Raw genomic sequence first — 20,347 nt, 5'->3', positions numbered from 1 at the left:
AGGAGGGGGACTCATGGCAGAGCAAAAACAGCCATCAAGTTCAAAATCAACAGAGAATGAGCTAACCCTAGAACAAGCGAAGGAACAGGTGCTTGAATTAGGGAAAAAGCGTGGTATTTTAGCTTATGAAGAAGTAGCTGAGCGTTTATCCAGTTATGAGCTAGATTCAGAAGCCATGGATGAATTTTATGAATATCTAAGTGACCAGGGCGTTGAAATTATTGGAGACTCTGAAGCAGATCCAAGCATGAAGCAATTGGACAAAGAAGAAGAGTTTGATTTAAACGACTTAAGTGTCCCGCCTGGTGTTAAGATTAATGATCCTGTACGTATGTATCTAAAAGAAATTGGGCGTGTGGACCTATTATCTGCTGAAGAAGAAATTAACTTAGCCCAGCGAATTGAAAACGGAGACGAAGAAGCAAAGCGACGTCTGGCTGAAGCAAACCTTCGTTTAGTTGTTAGTATCGCAAAACGGTATGTTGGACGGGGCATGTTGTTCCTTGATTTAATTCAAGAAGGAAACATGGGTCTGATTAAAGCTGTTGAGAAGTTCGATTATCGTAAAGGTTACAAATTTAGTACGTATGCAACGTGGTGGATTCGTCAGGCCATCACTCGTGCTATAGCAGACCAAGCGCGTACAATTCGTATTCCGGTTCACATGGTGGAGACGATTAACAAGTTAATCCGTGTACAACGTCAATTACTTCAAGACCTTGGACGTGAGCCAATTCCTGAAGAAATTGCTGAAGAGATGGAGCTTACTCCAGACAAAGTACGTGAGATCTTGAAGATTGCTCAAGAGCCCGTTTCATTAGAAACACCAATTGGTGAAGAGGACGACTCTCATTTAGGTGATTTTATTGAAGACCAGGAGGCAACATCTCCTTCCGACCACGCAGCTTATGAGTTACTAAAAGAACAATTGGAAGATGTACTTGACACATTAACAGACCGTGAGGAAAACGTTCTTCGTTTACGTTTTGGACTTGACGATGGACGTACTCGCACACTTGAAGAAGTAGGGAAAGTATTTGGCGTAACGCGTGAGCGTATTCGTCAAATTGAAGCGAAAGCACTTCGTAAACTTCGCCACCCTAGTCGTAGCAAACGATTAAAAGACTTCTTGGAATAGAGTATATTTAATGCTATACACTCAGTCATTGTGTACCCCATCTGAGGTGCACAGTGGCTGTGTATTTTTTATCCTTGAATCTCAAGGGGTGAAGCTTATTGGATGACACTCGTAAACAAGTGGTTGTAGATGAAATACGATACTGGAAAAATCATCAGCTGCTCCCGAAAGAATATTGCGACTTTTTACTAGCTTTATATACGGAAGGAGAAGATGATTCGTCGTCAGAAAAGAAAGCGTTTCCGTTAAAGGCATGGTTGACGTCGATTCTTGTCATGATTCTGTTAGCACTTCTTCCGATTTCATTTCTTGTCATTTATTTTACTGAAATATCCATGCTAATGCAAACAGGTTTACATTTGATTTTTTTAATTATGACTGCCGTCGGTTATTCGTATTTTAAAAAGACAAATTCCATTTATGTACATATTTCCATTATTGTTTTCTTATTATTGTTCTTGATCATTTCTGTTTATTTAGTAAAAGAAAGTGCTCAAGTAGTGAGCTTGCTTCATATAACGATTTTATTTAACTGTTTATTATGGATTTTATTAGGTGTTTGGAAAAAAGTGTTTTACCTAATCGCATCAGGTGTTATAGGCATTGTGATGTGGTTGTTATTTATCTTTTTTTAGATTTAACATCTTTTTCCCTTTTCTATAGTAGCGTTTTCAAGTAAAATATATGTAGTTTGTCCTAACCGTGGAAATGGGGATTACATAAGGAGGAAATAAGCATGAAACGAAACCCAGTTATGCCTTATGCTTTAATTGCTGTACTTGGTATAACCCTTATGATTATTATTGGTTTTGTGGGATTAAACCAAATGGATCAAGCGGGGGAAGGTAAAGAAGGCGAAGGGGAGAAAACAGCTGAAGAAGGCGGTAGTGGTGATGCCGGGGCAGCTGATCCTGAAGCCATCTACTCTCAGACGTGTGCAGGGTGTCATGGTCAAGACTTATCTGGTCAGGTAGGTCCTAACCTTCAGACCGTAGGAAGTAAACTTTCCAAAGAAGATATCAAGGGGATCATTCAGAATGGCCGTGGCGGTATGCCAGCGCAGAATTTGAATGCTGAAAAGACAGAAGCTGTCGCGAAATGGCTATCTGAAAAGAAATAATGAGAAAAAGCTTCCTGCATAAGCAGGGAGCTTTTCTTTTTTTTTCTTCCCTCTTTCATGATTGATTGCAATACAACATTGTCTCATTTTATCCTTAGGCTTGAATAACCACACTTCGCCTAAGAGAGAGACAATTTGATGGGGTACTCGAAAATCCCTTGTACTTTTTGTCTGAGGTGTGGTAAGACTAATATTAGATTTTAGTAAAGTGGTGAGAGAAATGAAACAAACGGAATTATCGAGAAGGCTAAAGGCAGTAGCATCATTTATATATAGTGGGGTCACTTTTGCAGACATTGGTTCTGACCATGCTTATTTGCCTGCTTACGTTTGTGAACGTAATCCTTTAGTCCGTGCTATTGCGGGAGAGGTCAATGAAGGGCCTTTCCAATCGGCAAAGGGCCATATTGATAAACAACAATTAAACGAGCAAGTAAGTGTGAGAAAGGGCAATGGTCTTGCTGTTTTAGAACAAGATGAAGCGGAACTTGTTACCATAGCAGGGATGGGAGGTAAGTTAATTCGTACCATTCTAGAAGAAGGGAAGGAGAAGTTAGGGAAAGTAGAGCGAATTGTAGCCCAGCCAAATGTAGATGCTCAAGTTGTTCGTAATTGGTTCTTACATAATGGATATGAGCTTACAGAAGAGACCATTCTAGAAGAAGATGGACATATCTACGAAGTGTTAGTAGGAGACCGCACGAGTGATCCTGAGAAGCCTTATGGTGAGGAACGTGAGAAGGATCTGTTCTTTGGTCCATTCTTACGACAAGAGAAGACAGCGCCGTTTATTTTGAAGTGGCAAGGGGAAGCAAATAAACTACAGTTTGTTTTAAGTCAGATGGAACGAGCGAAGAATCCTGATGAAGATAAAGTGAGAGAATTCGAAACTCAATTAAGTTGGATTAAGGAGGAGATTGCAAGTGAGTAAAGTAGCCACTGGTCAAGATATTATCAAATGGTTCGAGGAATGGAGTCCAAAGCAACTTGCTTTCGATGGAGATCCGATTGGTTTACATGTGGGTACACTAAATAAAAAAGTAAATAAGGTCATGGTTACCCTCGATGTATTAGAAAATGTAGTTGATGAAGCCATTGAGCAAGGGGTAGATTTAATAATTGCCCATCACCCTTTGCTATTCAAACCATTAAAGCAGATCAACCCTGACCATGAGAAGGGGCGTATTGTACAGAAGCTTATCAAGCATGATATTACGGTTTATGCTGCTCATACCAATTTGGATATAGCATGGGGTGGTGTGAACGATGCAATGTGTGAGGCCTTAGGTGTGAAAGTAAAAGATGTATTAATTGAAACAGAAAGAGAGTCCCTTTATAAGCTTGTCGTCTTCGTACCGGAAACGCATGAAGAGGAGGTTCGAGAAGCGCTTGGTAATGCCGGAGCAGGGCATATAGGGGAGTATAGTCATTGTACGTTCCAAACACCAGGTATAGGGGCTTTTAAGCCTGAAGATGGCACGAATCCTTACATAGGTACAAGAGGAGAACTAGAGAAAGTCGAAGAGGTCCGTATGGAAACCATCGTGCCCCGTTCGATCTTAAATAAAGTTCTTCAATCAATGGAACAAGCTCATCCATATGAAGAAGTTGCTTATGACATCTACCCTCTAGAACTCCAAGGTGAAAAACGAGGCCTTGGGCGGATGGCGGAACTAGAGGAAGCTATGACCCTGGAATCATTCGCAGAACGAGTGAAAAAGGCCTTCGATGTCCCTTCATTACGTTTTGTGGGGGATAAGGATAAACGAGTGAAGAAAGTGGCCGTCCTGGGCGGGGATGGTAATAAATATATTTCTGCAGCGAAACGCAAAGGAGCAGATGTATTTGTGACTGGCGACCTTTATTTCCATGTCGCTCATGACGCTCTTGGCATGGGGTTAAATGTCATTGACCCTGGACATCATGTTGAAAAAGTGATGAAGAAGGCTGTTTATGATTACTTAAAGAATGCGTTTGAACAAAAGCAAGTAGCAACTGAAGTTATAATTTCAAAAGCTCATACAGAGCCATTTCAATTTATGTAGGGGAGCATTGCCATATGCCTTGGATTAAACCAGCTAAGCAAACAGAGATAAGAGAGCACGAAGCTTTAAAAAATATGGAGCAACCAATGCCTTTATTTAATAGACTTATCGCTAACAGCCCATCATTATTGGAGGCATTTTCTCCTATACAACAAGCCGTAAAAGAAACGTTTCTGACAGAAATACAAAGAGAATCTCTCATTACGTTTGTGTCTATGCGTAATGGGTGTGATTATTGTACAAAGAGTCATGGTCAGTTATTGGAGGAGCTTACGGATGATGAAGATATTCTGTCAAAGCTCTCTGGTTTTGAAGAGGGATATTTCGATGAATCCTTAACCCGAATGCTACGGTATGCGCTAAAATTAACTGCAAAACCGGTCCAGGTAAATAAAGAAGATGTATTAGCTTTGAAAGAGATTGGTTTATCTGAAACGCAAATTGTAGAAGTCAATCATGTAATTGCCTACACAAGTTACACAAACCAAATTTCAATAGGGCTAGGATTGTAATTAAAAAAGGATGCCTGAAGAGGCATCCTTTTTGACTAGGCTTTTTTCGTTTTAACTTTAGGCAAGATTTTTCTTTGCTCTACTTTAGAAGTGCGTTCCCACGTTTCTTCATTGTTTGGATCAAAGTTCTCAATAAAGCGAATGACCTCTTTAACTAAAGGAGTTGGCGTTGAAGCACCTGCAGTGATTGCAACCTTCTCCACTCCTTCTAGCCATGGAAGTTCAATTTCACTTACGTCAGCAATTCTATAAGCCGTTGTTCCTGCCTTCTCTTCTGACACTTGTTGAAGACGACATGAGTTGTTACTTCGAGGGTCTCCTACTACAAGAGTAAGATCAGCATCTCCGGCTTGCTCAGCCACCGCTTCTTGACGGACTTGAGTAGCCATGCAGATCTCTTGGTGAATTTCTGTTTGAGGATATTTCTCTTTAACCTTCTCCATAATATCGTAGACATCCCATTGACTCATCGTTGTTTGATTCGTTACAAGGATTTTATCACTTGAAAGGCTCAAGTTATCTATATCTTCTTCATTTTGAATAAGGTGCACATGACCTGGTGCAACACCAACAGCCCCCTCAGGTTCTGGGTGCCCTTTCTTACCGATATAAACAATTTCGTAATTCTCGGCAACCATTTCACGGATTAAGTCATGTGTGCGTGTGACATCAGGGCATGTAGCGTCTAAAGCGGTTAGCCCTTTCTCTTCTGCCCTCTTTTTCACCTCAGGTGATACACCATGGGCTGTGAAAATGACAGTCCCTTCATGAATATCTTCTAATAAGTCTAAACGATTCTTACCATCTAACGTTACAACGCCTTCATTCTCAAAAGCTTCTGTTACATGCTGATTGTGTACAATCATACCTAAAATATATAAAGGACGAGGTAAGTTTGGATCCTTTGAGGCGTTACGAGCTATGACCATAGCGTCAACTACTCCATAGCAATAGCCTCTTGGAGCTATTTTAATGACTTCCATCTTTGTTCCCCCTCTTACTCCTCTTGAGTTCGAAAATATCATATCTCCCTCATATTATAAAGGGAAATAGGGCAGAATACAAAGTTAGACAACTTACTTAAAAGACAAGGCTGTAAAAATCCTTACGTTTCGTCCTTTTAAAGATGGTATAATTAAAGGAACTCTACTATAATTGAGAAAGCAACAGCGTATCGAAAAGGAGTACGAATATGACAGATCAAACATTTAAATCAATGGCTCTTCATGAAGAGATGATTGATATGGTGGATCAATTAGGTTTCCATGAACCTACACCGATCCAGAAAAAAGTAATTCCCTCTGTTTTAAGAGGAGAAAGTCTAATTGGACAATCTCATACAGGTTCAGGGAAAACCCATTCTTATTTAATCCCTTTACTAAATGGCATAGATGTTTCGCGTAAAGAAGTACAAACCGTAATCACAGCTCCTACACGGGAGTTAGCAAACCAAATTTACGATGAAGTACGCAAGATGTTAAAGCTTTTGGGTCATGGTGATGCTTTAAAAGCTAAGCTATTAATAGGTGGAACAGACAAGCAGAAGACAATTGAAAAGCTAAAAGAGCAGCCTCAGATTGTCGTGGGGACACCAGGACGAATCCTTGATATGGTAAAAGAAGAAGCGCTAGACGTTTACAAAGCCTCTTCATTTGTAATCGATGAAACCGACTTGATGTTTGATTTAGGTTTCATTGAAGACGTGGACCAAATTCTGGTTCGTATGCAAGCGGACTTGCAATTACTCGTATTCTCAGCAACTATTCCGGTTAAGTTAAAGCCGTTCTTGAAGAAATACCTTGAGAACCCAACGTATATTCAAGCCGATGAAGCTAAGCCTTCACCTGAAAAAATGGAACACCGTCTGATTCCTCTTCGTCATCGAGATAAAGCCGATATGATTATGAGTATTACGAAGCTCATTCATCCTTATCTGGCAATTATATTTGCCAATAAGAAAGAAAGAGCCAATGAATTAGCTCAAGAGCTATTGGACAAAGGTTTAGAAGTTGGCGTCATTCATGGCGGACTGACACCACGCGAAAGAAAACGTGTTGTTAAAGATATCAAAAACCTTCGTTACCAATATATCGTCGCTACAGACTTAGCTGCTCGTGGTATTGACATTCAAGGGGTCAGCCATGTTATAAATGCGGACCTACCAAAAGAAGAAGAGTTCTATATCCACCGTGTTGGTCGTACAGCGCGCGCAGGCTTAGAAGGGACAGCTATTAACCTTTATACAGAGACGGATGAATCCCTTATTAAGAAGCTTGAGTCATCTGGGTTAACGTTTGATAGCTATGATATAAAAAATGGGGAGTTCGTTCCTATTAAAGATCGTAATCAGCGATCAACTCGTAAGCTAGATGAGAATGACACGGATAAAGAAGCATGGAAGCGCGTCAAGCGTCCGAAAAAAGTTAAGCCTGGTTATAAGAAGAAAATGAAGTATAAGCAGGAAGAAATTAAAAAGAAATTAAATAAACAACAAGCAAGGCAGAGAAATAAGAGAAAATAACTTATAAAAAGCATCAAATTGCACATGCAATTTGATGCTTTTTTTGTCTTGATTGATCCACGTTTACGCTCGCCTCACACTTGAAAAAGCTAACGGAAATATAAAAATATCCCGATATAGGTTTAAAGTCATGAGATAAAGGATAGTTACAATACATGCCGTTCAAAATAAAAAAACCATCACTTTGTGTGAATAACAAAGTCATGGTTTCCTTTTCTTATGATTGAAGTAAGTCTGAACGCCAATCTGTAAAGGTTTGGTTTCGTAAGTTTTCTATTTCATATTGATAAGGAGGTTTCTTGTTCTTTTTGTCTTCTCCTACATAAGGCGTTTCTAGAATTTTAGGACGGTCGTTTAGTTGCGGGTGGTGAACGATATAATTTAATGCGTCAAACCCAATATGCCCATACCCGATGTTCTCATGACGGTCTTTTCCTGCACCGCGTTCATTTTTGCTGTCATTGATGTGGAGAACTTTTAAGCGGTCAAGTCCAATTGTTTTATCGAAATGGTTCAGTACACCGTCGAAATCGTGAACGATGTCGTAGCCTGCGTCATGTGTATGACAAGTATCAAAGCAAACAGATAAATGTTCGTTGTGCTTTACGCCATCTATAATTTTGGCGATTTGTTCAAAGTTACGTCCGATCTCGCTGCCTTTACCTGCCATCGTTTCAAGGGCGATCTGGCAATTGGTATTTGGGTGATTTTCAAATACTTCATTTAAACCTTTAATAATCTGGTTAAGGCCGACTTCTTCACCCTGGCTAACGTGAGAACCGGGGTGTAAAACGATTTGAGAAGCCTTCTGCAGTGATTCAACTCGTTCGATTTCGTTTGATAAGAAATCCACACCCAGCTCATAGACGTGAGGTTTCACCGTATTGCCGATGTTAATTATATAAGCAGCATGAACGATAAGTTCTTCTATATCGTGTTGGTTCATATGTTCAATTCCTGCATCTATATTTAACTCTTCAATAGCTTTACGACGAGTATTTTGTGGCGCACCTGTGTAAATCATAAATGTGTTAGCGCCGTAGGAGGCAGCTTCTTCACTTGCTCCAAGAAGCATCTTTTTTCCGCTCATAGACACATGAGATCCTAGCTTCAACATAGTTGGTCAGCTCCTTATTATACGTATATGCAATAAGTATTCGTAACTTCTCCTACTATAAATAAATTGGAGCTATTGGTCAAATAGAAGCCAAAAAGAAAACGCCCCGTCTAAACGTGGCGCTAAAACCAGTGTGAAAGTCCGTTTTCCTTAATCATTTCCTGAAAGATTTTATTGACCTTTTGTGCTGTTTTGGGATCAGTGATTTGAGCTAACTTTTTTAAAGCTTTCATACGGTCCTTTTCATCCAATGGGTTAAGATTTGAACTTTTTAGGAAGGACACGATTTCAGTGGCTTGAGCTTTTGTAAGGGGGACGTTAAACTGTCGACTTTGTTCTAAAAGGTCATGGACAGATAAGTTTTGGATTTTTTGTTTAACAACCTGTGAGATCATTTTTTTCAAGACATCACCTCATTTGTTCACTTCTTTACATAGTAGCCTATGAGTGAAGTTAGAAGAATGTGTTAAAAAGGTGGAGGGTTTTGGTTATTGAGTATTTTTATTGCATTTGATTCGGACTACCGTTAGTATAGTCTAGGTCCTTTCGACCCATAGGCGTTTAGAGAGAAATTTTTGAAAAAGAGGAGGGGATTTTGTGGATCGTGCAAGACCTTACGTACAGCTCCTTTTGGTTTGTTTATATATTACGTTATTTTTTATTGTGGTTATGTATTTTTATGGTGAACAGACAAAAGCGCTGCAAACAGAAAACGAAGGCCTGCAAAAACAGGTCAATGACTTAGAATCCCGAAATTCATACTTAAATGAAATGCCGACAGAATTTAAAGAGAAGAATGGTTATGATATGTGGCCAGGCCTTGAAAAAACGGCCGATCGAATGGTTTCAGAGAGTGGGGGAGAATTCAAAAAATCCTGGGCTCTTTATTTAGCAAGAGAAGCAAACCGCTATGATATGAATCCTTATCTTGTATATGAATTGCTAAAAGTAGAGACCGGAGGCACGTTTGATCCAACGCTTGTAGGTCCTGAGACGAAATATGGACATGCTTACGGCATGGCTCAGTTTATGACAAACACAGCTCCTTGGATCGCTGATATGGGCGATTTACCTTATAAAAAAGAACTGCTATTTGATCCGTATTATTCCATGCAATTATCTTTAATTTATCTTGATTATCTTCACCATGAATATGGAAACTGGAATGAAGCCCTAACTGCTTATCATCGTGGTATGGGAGGGTTAGAACAATATAAGAAGGAAAATGGCCACGCCAAGAGCTGGTATGCGGTGGAGATTCAACAAAAAACCAAAACGCATGATGCTGTTGCAGTCGCACCTTAATAGATAAGAGTCCCTTTTAGGGACTCTTTTTTGATGAGGTAAAGAAGCTTGAAGAATGTACCATCATAGTTCACTCGCATTTCTCACAAGATAAGAGAGCACCTCTACAGAAAGCGAGGGATGTATCATGGAACATGAAGATAAGCGTGAAAAAGAACTTGATGATATAGAACACACAGAAGAAGCGCCTCGTTACGGCGATGAACAAGAAAGTGAAATGAAGAAGATTGACGATGGTCAATCATACGATGAAGCCTACAATGAGGTAGAGGTAGCAGACGGCGGTGTATACGCAGGGACTGGAGATGTGGAATTCGCTCAGGAAGCTGCGGTTGATGCAAAAACTGTTCGAGAGCCAATCAAATCCAATGAGAGAGAATCTGACATGGACAATGATGTGCATGCGGGTATGGGTTGGTTAGCGGTTGTGCTTTCTGTGGTGTCTTTCTTTATCTTACCAGTGATTCTTGGCGCAGCAGGAATCATTGTAGGATTTATGGCTAGACGAAGAGGGGCTGAAACCCTCGGAAATACAGCTATTGTAGCTGGTGCTATATCCGTAGTCCTTACGTTAGTATTCGCTCCGTTTTAAAATAAAAAAGCTGGCCCTGGGCCAGCTTTTTTAATGCTTTATTTTACTTCAGCTTCAGCAGCTTCTTTTGCTTTTTCAGCAAAATATTCTTCCGCAATGCGATCGACTTCTTTCTTTAGTTCCTCGACCATTGTTTCTTCTGGAACTTTTCGAATGATCTCTCCGTGACGGAATAGTAATCCTTCACCGCGTGCACCGGCAATCCCGATATCAGCCTCTCGGGCTTCTCCAGGTCCGTTAACGGCACAACCAAGAACGGCAACTTTAATTGGTGCTTTAATGGTTGAAATGTATTCTTCAACTTCATTTGCAATTGAAATTAGATCAATTTCAATACGCCCGCATGTAGGGCAAGAGATAAGTGTAGCAGCATTATCTGCAAGTGCGAATGATTTAAGCAGTTCGCGACCAACTTTTACTTCCTCTACTGGGTCTGCACTTAATGAAATGCGCATTGTGCTTCCGATTCCTTTGTTAAGGATGGCACCAAGACCTGCAGAACTCTTAACGGTACCTGCGAATTGAGTTCCTGACTCTGTAATACCAAGGTGTAATGGATAAGAGATCTGTTCAGCGGCCTTTTCGTATGCATCAATGGCTAAGCGAACGTCAGAGGCTTTCAGCGATACAATAATATCGTGGAAGTCCAACTCCTCTAATATTTGAATGTGATGTAAGGCACTTTCAACCATGCCTTCAGCAGTTGGGAAACCATATTTCTGCAGAATACGTTTCTCAAGTGACCCTGCGTTTACGCCAATACGAATAGGTACGCCTTTAGCTTTCGCTGCGTTAACAACAGCTTCAACTTTCCAGCGTTTCCCGATGTTACCAGGGTTAATGCGGATTTTGTCAGCTCCACCTTCAATTGCTTTTAGGGCTAATTTATAGTCAAAGTGAATGTCGACTACAAGTGGAATATTAATGCGTTTCTTTATTTCAGAAATCGCGTCTGCTGCTCGCTCATCTGGGCAAGCAACGCGGACGACTTGGCAGCCAGCTTCTTCTAGTCGTTCAATTTCAGCTACTGTAGCTTCAACATCATGTGTTTTAGTTGTTGTCATAGACTGAATAACGACTTTATTACTTCCACCAATCACAAGGTCGCCTACGCGTACAGGGCGCGTATCTTTTCTGTGTGTAATAGGCATATAATCGCTCCTTTTTACAAATGCGATAATTCATAATTATTAAGATACCACACTCATTATAAGGGCAAACGAAAAAAATATGAAGTCACGAGTCTTCAAATTTACAAAGGTTTTTCGTTTTTGTGGTAATAAGGGAATAAGTAGACCTTGTTCATCTTAATACTATTCGGATCTTGGCCATCATTCAGAGCTTCAAAATCAGTTAGCATTTGTTGAATTGTAACAGGCGGTCCATCCTCATTCAACTTCTCCATAATAGACAAGACCGTGTCCCCGGCTGACACTTTGTGCTCAATGACGCGAAAACGCTCTTGACCTCCTGTTGGGGTGAGGGGTTTAGTGTTCGTTTCGTTTTCAATTGTTTGATGATCTTCTGCCTTGGAAATAAGTTCTTTAGGAAAGGTTCCTGTCGTAAGGTCATGTCCAATACTAACAAAAAATAGAATCATTGTAATAATGAAAAGCATTTTCTTCAGAATCGGATTCATATCGCTCATCTCCCTTTTTGCCTGTAATACTAGTTCTACAAACATGTGGAATTTCATTCTTTTTGAAACAAAATAATATAATGAAACGTATACCTATATTAAATAAGAGAAAAAGGGGTGGGCGGAAGTGATTGCGATTGAAATGGCTTGGCTTGCTTTAGTCATTACTGGACTTGGTACCTTATTTTTATTTGGGGAACTATTAGTAAACATGCGGGGGATATTTGGTGTCGTTGGCATTGCTTTTATTACCTTTTATTTCCTAACTCATTTAGACCCTAGTATGTTTATCGTTATGATGATTGTCTATTTTATTAGTCTTTCGTTAATTATATTAGACGCTAAAGTTATAAATGATGGCACACTCACGACAGTAGGGAGCATCAGTATGCTGTTAGTGGTAGGTATGAGTGCGCCTGACTGGGTAACTGGTGCTTATGGCGTTTGCGGAGTTCTAATCGGTGCCATAGGTTCTTTGTTATTCTTGAGAGTCTTTCCAAAGAGGGATCTTTGGACCAAGATTACACTTGTGGATAAGCTCTCATCTGAAGCGGGATACAATTCTATGAATGAGACTTATGCTTCTTTAGTGGGCAAGAGTGGGATTACCTTAACTCAGCTTAGGCCAGTAGGAACCATTAAGATAGAAGAACAGGAATATAGTGCGGTATCGAATGGGCATTGGATAGATAAAGATGAAGAGATCATTGTCGATCAGGTGGACGGGACCAGAATCCTGGTAAGAAAGTCATGAATTTTACGTATTCTTACGTGCATCTTTACACCACGTTAATATTTCGCATTCATACTTTTGGATGAATAAGAAATATTTTCTTGCGGGGTGTCAAAAGTGTCATTATTATCTTTCTTCAATAAAGTACCACGATTCCAAAAGAAACGTCGCTTTAAAAGTGCACGTAAGCCGCGTTTATCTCTCTCTTTTCAAGCTAGAGTTTCGATCGTAATTTGTGTGCTGTTTATTGGTTCGATTTCACTCGTTAGTTGGCTTTCCTATTCGAAGGCAAAAGAAAGCCAACTTGAATTGGTTCGTGAACGTTTAGAGCGCGAAGTGGATGTAACGAGAGAGAATGCCGAGAATATGATGTTTGCCTTAGTAGGGGAAGAAGACGTTTTTAAAGAACGGATGAATGAGTATATATCTTCTCAGAAATCTGAATTAGTCCAAGATGGTTTCTCTGCTTCTACAAATTTAATTACCAAAGAAGGTGTGATCTCCTATCCATATCAAGGTAAGGAAGCGTCTTTTAAGGAGAGTTTGATCGAAGATATTAAGAAAGAGGAAGATGGTTCACGTATTGCCACGTGGAAAGAAGAAGAATACATGTTTGCTTACGGGTCGGTACAAGAGCTGAAAGGGGTTTTCCTAATTGGTGTACCGGTAGCGGATTATATGTATTCTGTTCACCAGCTGGCTAAATATTCGCTCACGGCTGGCGTCTTATGCTTAATTGGCATTTTCGTATTCGTCCTCTTTTTCATGAGGCAAATGTTTAAGCCATTAATCGCACTTCAACAAGTCATGCGTAAAGCGAGAGATGGGGAGTTTACACCACCAGATACGGTTAATTCAACGATACCCGAGATTCGCTCGTTATCAAAAAGTTATCAAGAACTAATCCATACAATTACAGAAATGCTCCATAACATTCAAACGGCGGTTCATCATTTAGGGGGAACGAATAATGAGTTGTCAGCTTCTTCAGAACAGTTAGCTCTATCCCAGTCGGATATGAAAGAAGAATTACATAAAGTGATAAAAGGTACAGAGGGAACCGAGGGGGCGTTTGAAGAACAGAAAGATGTCTTCGAGAAGCTGAAACATTCCCTTCATGTTTTGTTGGAATCTTTTAATGAAATGTATGAGGATCAGGAAAGTATTAATGTTTCGATTGATGAAGGAAATAAAGGGGTAACGTCCATTATGAAAACATTAGATACTTATCATGACGGGTTTAAGCAAATGACTTCTAAAATAAATGAATTTGAAGCACATTCCATGAACATAGGTGAAGCTGGGAAAATGATTCAAGATATTGCGGAACGCACAAAGCTATTGGCGTTAAATGCAACGATAGAAGCAGCACGTGCTGGTGAAGAAGGTAAAGGGTTCGCTGTAGTTGCTCATGAAGTAAGGAAGCTTGCAGATAGCTCAAAAGAAGCAGCTGTCGAGATAAACGATAAGATGAACGAAACGTTGGAGATTAGTCAGTATTTAACAACTGAATTTCATGAGATGTATGATCAACTTACAAATCATTTAGAACATGCTCATGATTCTAAATCATCCTTTGATCAAATTTCTTCTTACATTGAATCGTTCAATGGAAAATTGAACCATTCTAAAATTCAGGTGTCGAAAGCTGAGGAGATGCTGCCTAAAATGGAGGTAGTGTTTACCGCATTTCATCAAACGACTCAAGAAACTTTATCTTCAGCTAAACAATTAGTAGAAGCGGCAGATTTACAAGAAAGTCAAATGAACGAAACGAATGAGGTTCGAGATCAATTAGTATCCGTGTCTCAAGAACTTGGGGCCATAGCCGAAAGGAAACATCAAGCAAGTTAAAAAAGCTCCGAAGTCTTTAAGACTTCGGAGCTTTTATGTGGTTCTTGCTTTAGGCTTTGGGATTGCCTGGAGGATGATGTATAACATAACCGTAGAAAAGGCCATGTATAAAACGTAATCTCCAGAAAGCACAAGACCTAAGTTTTCTACAATAGCTAATACCAATGTAGGGATCGTAATGGCATAGGCTGACAATGCCCATGTATGTCTGTATTGAATGTTTTTTCGTTTTAAGTATGTATTAAGCCCAAGTCCTATAAAGGCAAGGATAGACACATCCATAAACTTAATGCTCGTACTAATGACATACAAGATGAGAAGTTCAACAGGTAATGGGAGTGTTCCAATAGCTTCTGTCGAACGTGTGTCGAAAATCATTCCTAATAAAACAGGAATCATCGTTAGTAATGTAAGGAAAAATACATATCCTATCGGTTTTCCAACCTTTAACATCCTGAACGCGGATACACGCTTAAATGAGTAAAGGCTGTACAAAAATTGTTGTGATAATTTCATGTTTTTACCACCTATTTGTTGTTTATCACTTCTATCATAGCTAAACTGAAAGAGTGGAAGCAATACAAAATGGTAAGAAAACTGAAAAAAAGACAAGGTTTTTTTACCGAATGTTAAGCTAATGTAAATTTTGAATAGATTCTTATGAAATGCCTTTACAAAACGTTTACCTTTAATTAATAATGGTTGAGGGTTTTAAAAAACTACACAAATAGACAAAAATCTTGGATGAGGGGAGCATTATTTGTGGAAGGTATTAATGTTCAAGAGATGATCTTTCAATTTGTTGGTGGTTTAGGAATCTTCCTATTCGGACTTAAATACATGGGAGACGGTCTTCAGAAATCTGCTGGTGATCGCCTTCGAGATATTCTAGACAAATTCACCACGAATCCGTTTATGGGTGTACTAGCTGGTATGCTTGTAACGATGTTAATACAGAGTAGTTCAGGTACAACTGTACTAACTGTTGGACTAGTTAACGCTGGATTTATGACGTTGCGTCAGGCTATCGGAGTCATTATGGGTGCCAATATCGGTACAACGGTTACCGCATTCATTATTGGTATCGAATTAAAAGAATATGGTTTACCGATCTTGGCTGTAGGTGCCCTACTTCTATTCTTCTTCAAGAGTAAGAAGATCACTTACCTTGGTCAGACGCTATTTGGCTTTGGTGCTTTATTCTATGGGTTGAAACTGATGAGTAATGGAATGAAACCATTAAGAGGTCTTGAGGCGTTTCAAGACTTAACGGTAAGTATGAGTGACCAGCCAATCCTTGGTGTTGTCATTGGTACGTTGTTCACTGTAGTCGTACAGAGTTCAAGTGCAACCATTGGTGTGTTACAAGGCTTGTTTGAACAAGGTGCAATCGATATTGATGCAGCCATTCCTGTATTGTTTGGTGACAATATCGGTACAACGATTACGGCTGTACTTGCTGCTATTGGCGCAAGTGTGGCGGCGAAGCGTGCAGCTTTCACTCACGTTATCTTCAACGTAGTTGGTACAACGATTTTCTTAATCCTATTAAAAGTCTATATTCCATTTATTGAATACCTTAGAGATTTAATTGGATTAAACGAAGCCATGACGATTGCGTTCGCACACGGGATCTTTAACTTCTCAAACATGCTAGTACAGTTCCCGTTCATTGGTGCTTTAGCGTATATTGTGACGAAGCTTATTCCTGGAGAGGACACAGCTGTAGATCAGAAACCAAAGCATCTCGACCCGATCTTTATTGAACAGTCTCCATCCCTTGCTTTAGATCAGGCGAAAGAAGAAGTAATGAGAATGGGTGACTTTGCGTATAAAGGACTGGAAGAGACAAGTCACTATCTAAATAATCATCAGCGGAAGCACGCTGATATGGCCCTTCAGTATGAAGAAGCCCTTAACAATTTAGACCGGAACATTACAGAGTATTTAGTGAGCTTATCAAGCTACTCATTAACGGAATTAGAAAGTCATAAACACTCTGCCCTTATAGATTCTGTTCGTGATATTGAACGTATTGGTGACCACTTTGAAAACCTTGTAGAACTTGTAGATTATAAGATTTCAAATAAAGTTCATCTAACAGAACAAGCGCAAGAAGATTTAAATGATATGATTAATTTAACCTTAATTACAGTTAAACAAGCTATGAAGGCCCTTGAAACAATGGACCGTGAAGAAGCGTTAGCTGTTGTTCAAAAGGAAAATCAAATTGATCAATATGAGCGTTCTTACCGTAAGAAGCATATCCTTCGTATGAATGAAGGAGTATGTACCGGACCGGCTGGTATCGTATTTGTTGATATTATTAGTAACCTAGAACGAATCGGTGACCACGCTGTAAATATTGCAGAAGAAGTATTAGGTGGCAAGCAAAACTAATATCTCTTAACAAGCCCAGAGCAGTTGCTCTGGGCTTGTTTTATGTGTAGATCTGGTTTGGGAGCAGCGGAGGATTACTGGGAATCGAAGTTGAGATGTTTCCGTTCGCATGATAAGTCTAAGGTGGGGTGAAAGGAAACGTGTCATTTTTGGTGAAGTGTTTTGGGCCTGAGAATGCTCGAGCCTACATCAAAGTAACGCTACACGTACAGACAAAAAATAATTTGCGAGCGCTCCATATAAGGTCTGGATTGAATAAATTTAAGATTTTTATCAAAAAACCCTTGTACAAACATAGGGGACCGTGCTATATTATTCGTGTTGCTTCATTACGAGGCAAAAAAGTTGTTGACACTCTCAACAACACATGATATATTATATTGTGTCGTTAAAATGACGCATTACTTTATTCCAACGTAGCTCAGTGGTAGAGCTATCGGCTGTTAACCGATCGGTCGCAGGTTCGAATCCTGCCGTTGGAGCCATTTGGCGGTGTAGCTCAGCTGGCGAGAGCGTACGGTTCATACCCGTGAGGTCGGGGGTTCGATCCCCTCCGCCGCTACCATACATAATTTTGTTTGCAGATCAGATTATGAATCTATCTTATAGAAACAATCAGGAATAAACATCTTAAGAATCATGGCGGTTGTGGCGAAGTGGTTAACGCACCGGATTGTGGCTCCGGCATTCGTGGGTTCGATCCCCATCAATCGCCCCATAAGATTGGACCCTTAGCTCAGCTGGTTAGAGCTATCGGCTCATAACCGATCGGTCGCAGGTTCGAGTCCTGCAGGGTCCACCAATCTTAGCCATTATTTTTCTCACGGAGGAGTACCCAAGTTCGGCTGAAGGGAGCGGTCTTGAAAACCGCCAGGGGGTTAACGCCCCGCGGGGGTTCGAATCCCTCCTCCTCCGCCATTTTTATTTAATAGAACGGAAGTCAGGCAACGTTCTTTTTTGTGGCTCGGTAGCTCAGTCGGTAGAGCAACGGACTGAAAATCCGTGTGTCGGCGGTTCGATTCCGTCCCGAGCCACCATTTACATAAGTTTGAACCTAAACAAGCAAATATGCTTGTCTTTTTTTTTGCTCTCTTAGAGCAAGTTTTTATGTTTTAAATTTGAACAAACGGATATTATATCTATGTGCGTGTTAAAGCTTATTTCTGATGCATAATATTTGCAGATGATTTAGACCTTTGATACGCTTACAATGTAGCCTTTCTTGACCGGAATGGAATTGGAAGGATTTACATACTATTTAAAGGAGGAGATTCAAAATGGCTAAATTTGAATTACCAGAATTACCTTACGCTTATGATGCTCTTGAACCTCATATTGACAAGGAAACAATGAACATCCACCACACTAAACACCACGCAGGCTATGTTAACAAGCTTAACAATGCTTTAGAAGGCCATGCTGATCTTCAAGATAAATCACTTGATGCATTGATCGCTGACTTAAATGCTGTACCAGAAGAGATCCGCACAGCGGTTCGTCGTAATGGTGGCGGTCATTCTAACCACTCTCTATTTTGGACAATCATGTCTCCAAATGGTGGCGGTGAGCCAACAGGTGAACTAGCAGAAGCAATTAACAGTAAATTTGGTAGCTATGATGAATTTAAAGAAAAATTCGCAGCTACAGCAGCTGGCCGTTTCGGTTCTGGCTGGGCATGGTTAGTTGTAGACAATGGTGAAATTGAATTAATGGACACATTAAACCAAGATTCACCAATCATGGAAGGTAAAACACCAATCCTTGGTCTTGATGTTTGGGAGCACGCGTACTACCTTAACTATCAGAACCGTCGCCCTGACTACATTGCTGCATTCTGGAATGTAGTAAACTGGGACGAAGTTGCGAAGCGCTACGCTGCAGCTAAATAATTACCATTCACGATTTTAAAACCTAAGTCCCTTTAAAGGGGGCTTAGGTTTTTTATATGCTTTCCCACCCTCGTGATCGTTCCCCCTCATTTTATTTCCTTGCGACAATAAAAGAAACATTCTCTCACCTTTGTGTGGATCATGGTATAAGTGCTTCCTATTTGATAAGACTAATGACAGGTAGGAGGCGTTTAGATATGAAGAAAGGATTAAACGCAGTTTTAGGAGAAGTTGAAGTTAACCGGGATTTAATTCTTTTATTGTCGATTGGAGGGCTTTACGCTTTAGGCATTTTTCTCTCCAATACATTTGTCAATATCTACTTGTGGAAACAATCAGGGGAATATGTGGCCATCGCCCTTTACAATTTATCCATTTATATTATGCAGCCGTTAACGTTTATCCTTGCAGGAAGATGGGCTAAACGGATGGATCGGGTCATTGTGTTGCGCCTTGGAGTTATATTCCTGTCTTTGTTTTTCTTGACGGTTTTGTTCTTTGGTGAACAAGCGGCAAGCTATAAAATTGTGTTAGGTTCTGTCCTTGGCATTGGATATGGCTTTTATTGGCTAGCATTTAATGTGCTAACATTTGAAATTACAGAACCTGATACCAGAGATTTCTTTAATGGATTTTTAGGATTGCTTCAGTCGTTTGGGGGAATGGTCGGTCCAATTTTAGCGGGATTTATTATTTCCAGGCTTACTTCTAATACAGGTTATACCGTGATCTTTACTATATCGTTAAGCTTGTTTGTGCTTGCGGTAGTCTGTAGCTTTTTCTTGAAAAGGAGATCGGCTAAAGGGGATTTCACTTTTCGGAGGATTATTCATGAACGAAAGCGGGATCAGAATTGGAATAAAATTTTATATGCCCATACCTTTCAAGGGTTAAGAGAGGGGACTTTCCTCTTTGTGATCTCCATCTGGGTCTTTATTACAACGCAAAGTGAGCTAGCATTAGGCACATTCAATTTAGTTTATTCTGGTTTTGCCTTTTTGTTCTATTACTTAGCTACACGTTTTATTAAGCCGAAAAGGCGTAAAGGATCAATATTTGTTGGAGGTCTCACGCTATACCTGTCCCTCTATTTGATTTTGATCCACCTGAGCTACCCTACACTTTTAATCTATGCTGCGATCATTGGGATTGCGTACCCAATATTGTTTGTGCCTTATATTTCGTTAACTTACGATGTAATCGGGAAAGCCTGGCACGCAGGGGAGATGAGAATTGAATATATTGTAGTTAGAGAATTGTTCTTGAACTTAGGGAGAGTCCTATCCATTGCGATCTTCTTAACAGGTGTTCATTTCTTCTCTCCCGAAACAATTATTCCGTATATATTAATGCTTGTTGGGGCAGGTCATTTCGTTATTTATTTCTTTATTAAGGATGTAACGTTTACTTCTGATACACGAGAAGAGTCCGTCTTTGTAAAGAATAAGCTAGCAGATAACGACAACCGATAAACAGTGCTTC

General features: G+C 40.0%; 20 protein-coding genes and 6 tRNA genes. 20 read left to right on the top strand and 6 right to left on the bottom strand.

From position 1 onward, the window contains the following. Positions 1-13: 13 nt before the first annotated feature. The 6 genes from rpoD to QNI29_RS14620 all read left to right on the top strand — a co-directional run bounded on the left by rpoD (position 14) and on the right by QNI29_RS14620 (position 4,815). On the top strand, positions 14-1,138 hold the full coding sequence (rpoD, locus tag QNI29_RS14645) for an RNA polymerase sigma factor RpoD (RefSeq protein ID WP_188651484.1): 1,125 nt from the start codon (positions 14-16) through the stop codon (positions 1,136-1,138). Between the two features lie 98 nt (positions 1,139-1,236). Further along, on the top strand, positions 1,237-1,773 hold the full coding sequence (locus QNI29_RS14640; RefSeq protein WP_231417231.1) for a hypothetical protein: 537 nt from the start codon (positions 1,237-1,239) through the stop codon (positions 1,771-1,773). A 101-nt stretch (positions 1,774-1,874) separates the two neighbouring features. Continuing rightward, positions 1,875-2,258: a cytochrome c550 gene (gene cccA, locus QNI29_RS14635; protein WP_231417230.1), complete on the top strand. Its 384-nt coding sequence runs from the start codon at positions 1,875-1,877 to the stop codon at positions 2,256-2,258. Between the two features lie 220 nt (positions 2,259-2,478). After that, positions 2,479-3,189 carry a tRNA (adenine(22)-N(1))-methyltransferase gene (locus QNI29_RS14630; protein WP_231417229.1) on the top strand — a complete coding sequence of 237 codons (711 nt, stop codon included), beginning with the start codon at positions 2,479-2,481 and terminating at the stop codon, positions 3,187-3,189. Then, positions 3,182-4,303, top strand: coding sequence for a Nif3-like dinuclear metal center hexameric protein (locus QNI29_RS14625; protein ID WP_231417228.1), 1,122 nt, complete (start codon positions 3,182-3,184; stop codon positions 4,301-4,303). Before QNI29_RS14630 ends, QNI29_RS14625 begins: the two co-directional genes overlap by 8 nt. 14 nt (positions 4,304-4,317) lie before the next feature. Next, positions 4,318-4,815 carry a peroxidase-related enzyme gene (locus tag QNI29_RS14620; protein WP_231417227.1) on the top strand — a complete coding sequence of 166 codons (498 nt, stop codon included), beginning with the start codon at positions 4,318-4,320 and terminating at the stop codon, positions 4,813-4,815. A 35-nt stretch (positions 4,816-4,850) separates the two neighbouring features. Here QNI29_RS14620 and QNI29_RS14615 read toward each other — a convergent pair whose 3' ends face one another. Then, complete coding sequence (locus QNI29_RS14615) at positions 4,851-5,798, bottom strand: 4-hydroxy-3-methylbut-2-enyl diphosphate reductase (RefSeq protein WP_231417226.1); 948 nt, start codon at positions 5,796-5,798, stop codon at positions 4,851-4,853. Positions 5,799-6,007: 209 nt separating this feature from the next. On the opposite strand from QNI29_RS14615, the gene QNI29_RS14610 reads away from it, so the two are divergent. Beyond that, positions 6,008-7,336 carry a DEAD/DEAH box helicase gene (locus QNI29_RS14610; RefSeq protein ID WP_231417225.1) on the top strand — a complete coding sequence of 443 codons (1,329 nt, stop codon included), beginning with the start codon at positions 6,008-6,010 and terminating at the stop codon, positions 7,334-7,336. A gap of 217 nt (positions 7,337-7,553) precedes the next feature. Here QNI29_RS14610 and QNI29_RS14605 read toward each other — a convergent pair whose 3' ends face one another. Next, entirely contained in the window at positions 7,554-8,453 is a 900-nt protein-coding gene (locus QNI29_RS14605; RefSeq protein WP_231417224.1) for a deoxyribonuclease IV, read from the bottom strand. 122 nt (positions 8,454-8,575) lie between these two features. Then, a complete protein-coding gene (locus QNI29_RS14600; RefSeq protein WP_231417601.1) occupies positions 8,576-8,848 on the bottom strand; it encodes a DUF2624 domain-containing protein in 273 nt (90 codons plus the stop codon). 202 nt (positions 8,849-9,050) lie between these two features. Here QNI29_RS14600 and QNI29_RS14595 point away from each other — a divergent pair, with 202 nt between their 5' ends. Continuing rightward, on the top strand, positions 9,051-9,758 hold the full coding sequence (locus QNI29_RS14595) for a lytic transglycosylase domain-containing protein (RefSeq protein ID WP_231417223.1): 708 nt from the start codon (positions 9,051-9,053) through the stop codon (positions 9,756-9,758). A gap of 127 nt (positions 9,759-9,885) precedes the next feature. Next, complete coding sequence (locus tag QNI29_RS14590) at positions 9,886-10,350, top strand: DUF4190 domain-containing protein (protein ID WP_231417222.1); 465 nt, start codon at positions 9,886-9,888, stop codon at positions 10,348-10,350. A gap of 38 nt (positions 10,351-10,388) precedes the next feature. Here QNI29_RS14590 and ispG read toward each other — a convergent pair whose 3' ends face one another. Then, positions 10,389-11,501: a flavodoxin-dependent (E)-4-hydroxy-3-methylbut-2-enyl-diphosphate synthase gene (gene ispG, locus QNI29_RS14585; RefSeq protein ID WP_255687851.1), complete on the bottom strand. Its 1,113-nt coding sequence runs from the start codon at positions 11,499-11,501 to the stop codon at positions 10,389-10,391. A 101-nt stretch (positions 11,502-11,602) separates the two neighbouring features. Next, positions 11,603-12,034 (bottom strand): hypothetical protein, encoded by a 432-nt coding sequence (locus QNI29_RS14580; protein WP_231417221.1) that lies wholly within the window; start codon positions 12,032-12,034, stop codon positions 11,603-11,605. Between the two features lie 82 nt (positions 12,035-12,116). Between QNI29_RS14580 and QNI29_RS14575 the strand changes: the two genes are divergently transcribed. After that, positions 12,117-12,743 carry an NfeD family protein gene (locus QNI29_RS14575; RefSeq protein WP_231417220.1) on the top strand — a complete coding sequence of 209 codons (627 nt, stop codon included), beginning with the start codon at positions 12,117-12,119 and terminating at the stop codon, positions 12,741-12,743. A 96-nt stretch (positions 12,744-12,839) separates the two neighbouring features. Then, a complete protein-coding gene (locus QNI29_RS14570) occupies positions 12,840-14,576 on the top strand; it encodes a methyl-accepting chemotaxis protein (protein ID WP_231417219.1) in 1,737 nt (578 codons plus the stop codon). 33 nt (positions 14,577-14,609) lie between these two features. Here the strand turns inward: QNI29_RS14570 and QNI29_RS14565 are convergent, their stop codons facing one another. Beyond that, a complete protein-coding gene (locus tag QNI29_RS14565; protein WP_231417218.1) occupies positions 14,610-15,092 on the bottom strand; it encodes a DUF1189 family protein in 483 nt (160 codons plus the stop codon). 228 nt (positions 15,093-15,320) lie between these two features. Between QNI29_RS14565 and QNI29_RS14560 the strand changes: the two genes are divergently transcribed. The 9 genes from QNI29_RS14560 (at position 15,321) to QNI29_RS14520 (ending at position 20,337) form a co-directional block, all read left to right on the top strand. Beyond that, the gene (locus QNI29_RS14560; RefSeq protein WP_231417217.1) at positions 15,321-16,976 is read left to right on the top strand and encodes a Na/Pi cotransporter family protein; all 1,656 of its coding nucleotides are present in this window, start codon (positions 15,321-15,323) and stop codon (positions 16,974-16,976) included. 410 nt (positions 16,977-17,386) lie between these two features. Then, a tRNA-Asn gene (locus QNI29_RS14555) sits at positions 17,387-17,461 on the top strand. A gap of 3 nt (positions 17,462-17,464) precedes the next feature. Continuing rightward, a tRNA-Met gene (locus QNI29_RS14550) sits at positions 17,465-17,541 on the top strand. Between the two features lie 77 nt (positions 17,542-17,618). After that, a tRNA-His gene (locus QNI29_RS14545) sits at positions 17,619-17,694 on the top strand. Between the two features lie 7 nt (positions 17,695-17,701). Then, a tRNA-Ile gene (locus tag QNI29_RS14540) sits at positions 17,702-17,778 on the top strand. A 23-nt stretch (positions 17,779-17,801) separates the two neighbouring features. Continuing rightward, positions 17,802-17,894, top strand: a tRNA-Ser gene (locus QNI29_RS14535). Between the two features lie 43 nt (positions 17,895-17,937). Then, a tRNA-Phe gene (locus QNI29_RS14530) sits at positions 17,938-18,013 on the top strand. Between the two features lie 240 nt (positions 18,014-18,253). Next, positions 18,254-18,865: a superoxide dismutase gene (locus QNI29_RS14525; RefSeq protein ID WP_231417216.1), complete on the top strand. Its 612-nt coding sequence runs from the start codon at positions 18,254-18,256 to the stop codon at positions 18,863-18,865. 197 nt (positions 18,866-19,062) lie between these two features. Further along, positions 19,063-20,337, top strand: a complete 1,275-nt coding sequence (locus tag QNI29_RS14520) for an MFS transporter (protein ID WP_231417215.1) — start codon at positions 19,063-19,065, stop codon at positions 20,335-20,337. Positions 20,338-20,347: the final 10 nt, after the last annotated feature.

Origin of the sequence: Pontibacillus chungwhensis (assembly GCF_030166655.1) — a bacterium.
Taxonomy (GTDB): Bacteria; Bacillota; Bacilli; order Bacillales; family BH030062; genus Pontibacillus.
The sequence above is the reverse complement of the archived record's forward strand: the minus strand, read 5'-3'. Positions and strand labels throughout refer to the sequence as shown.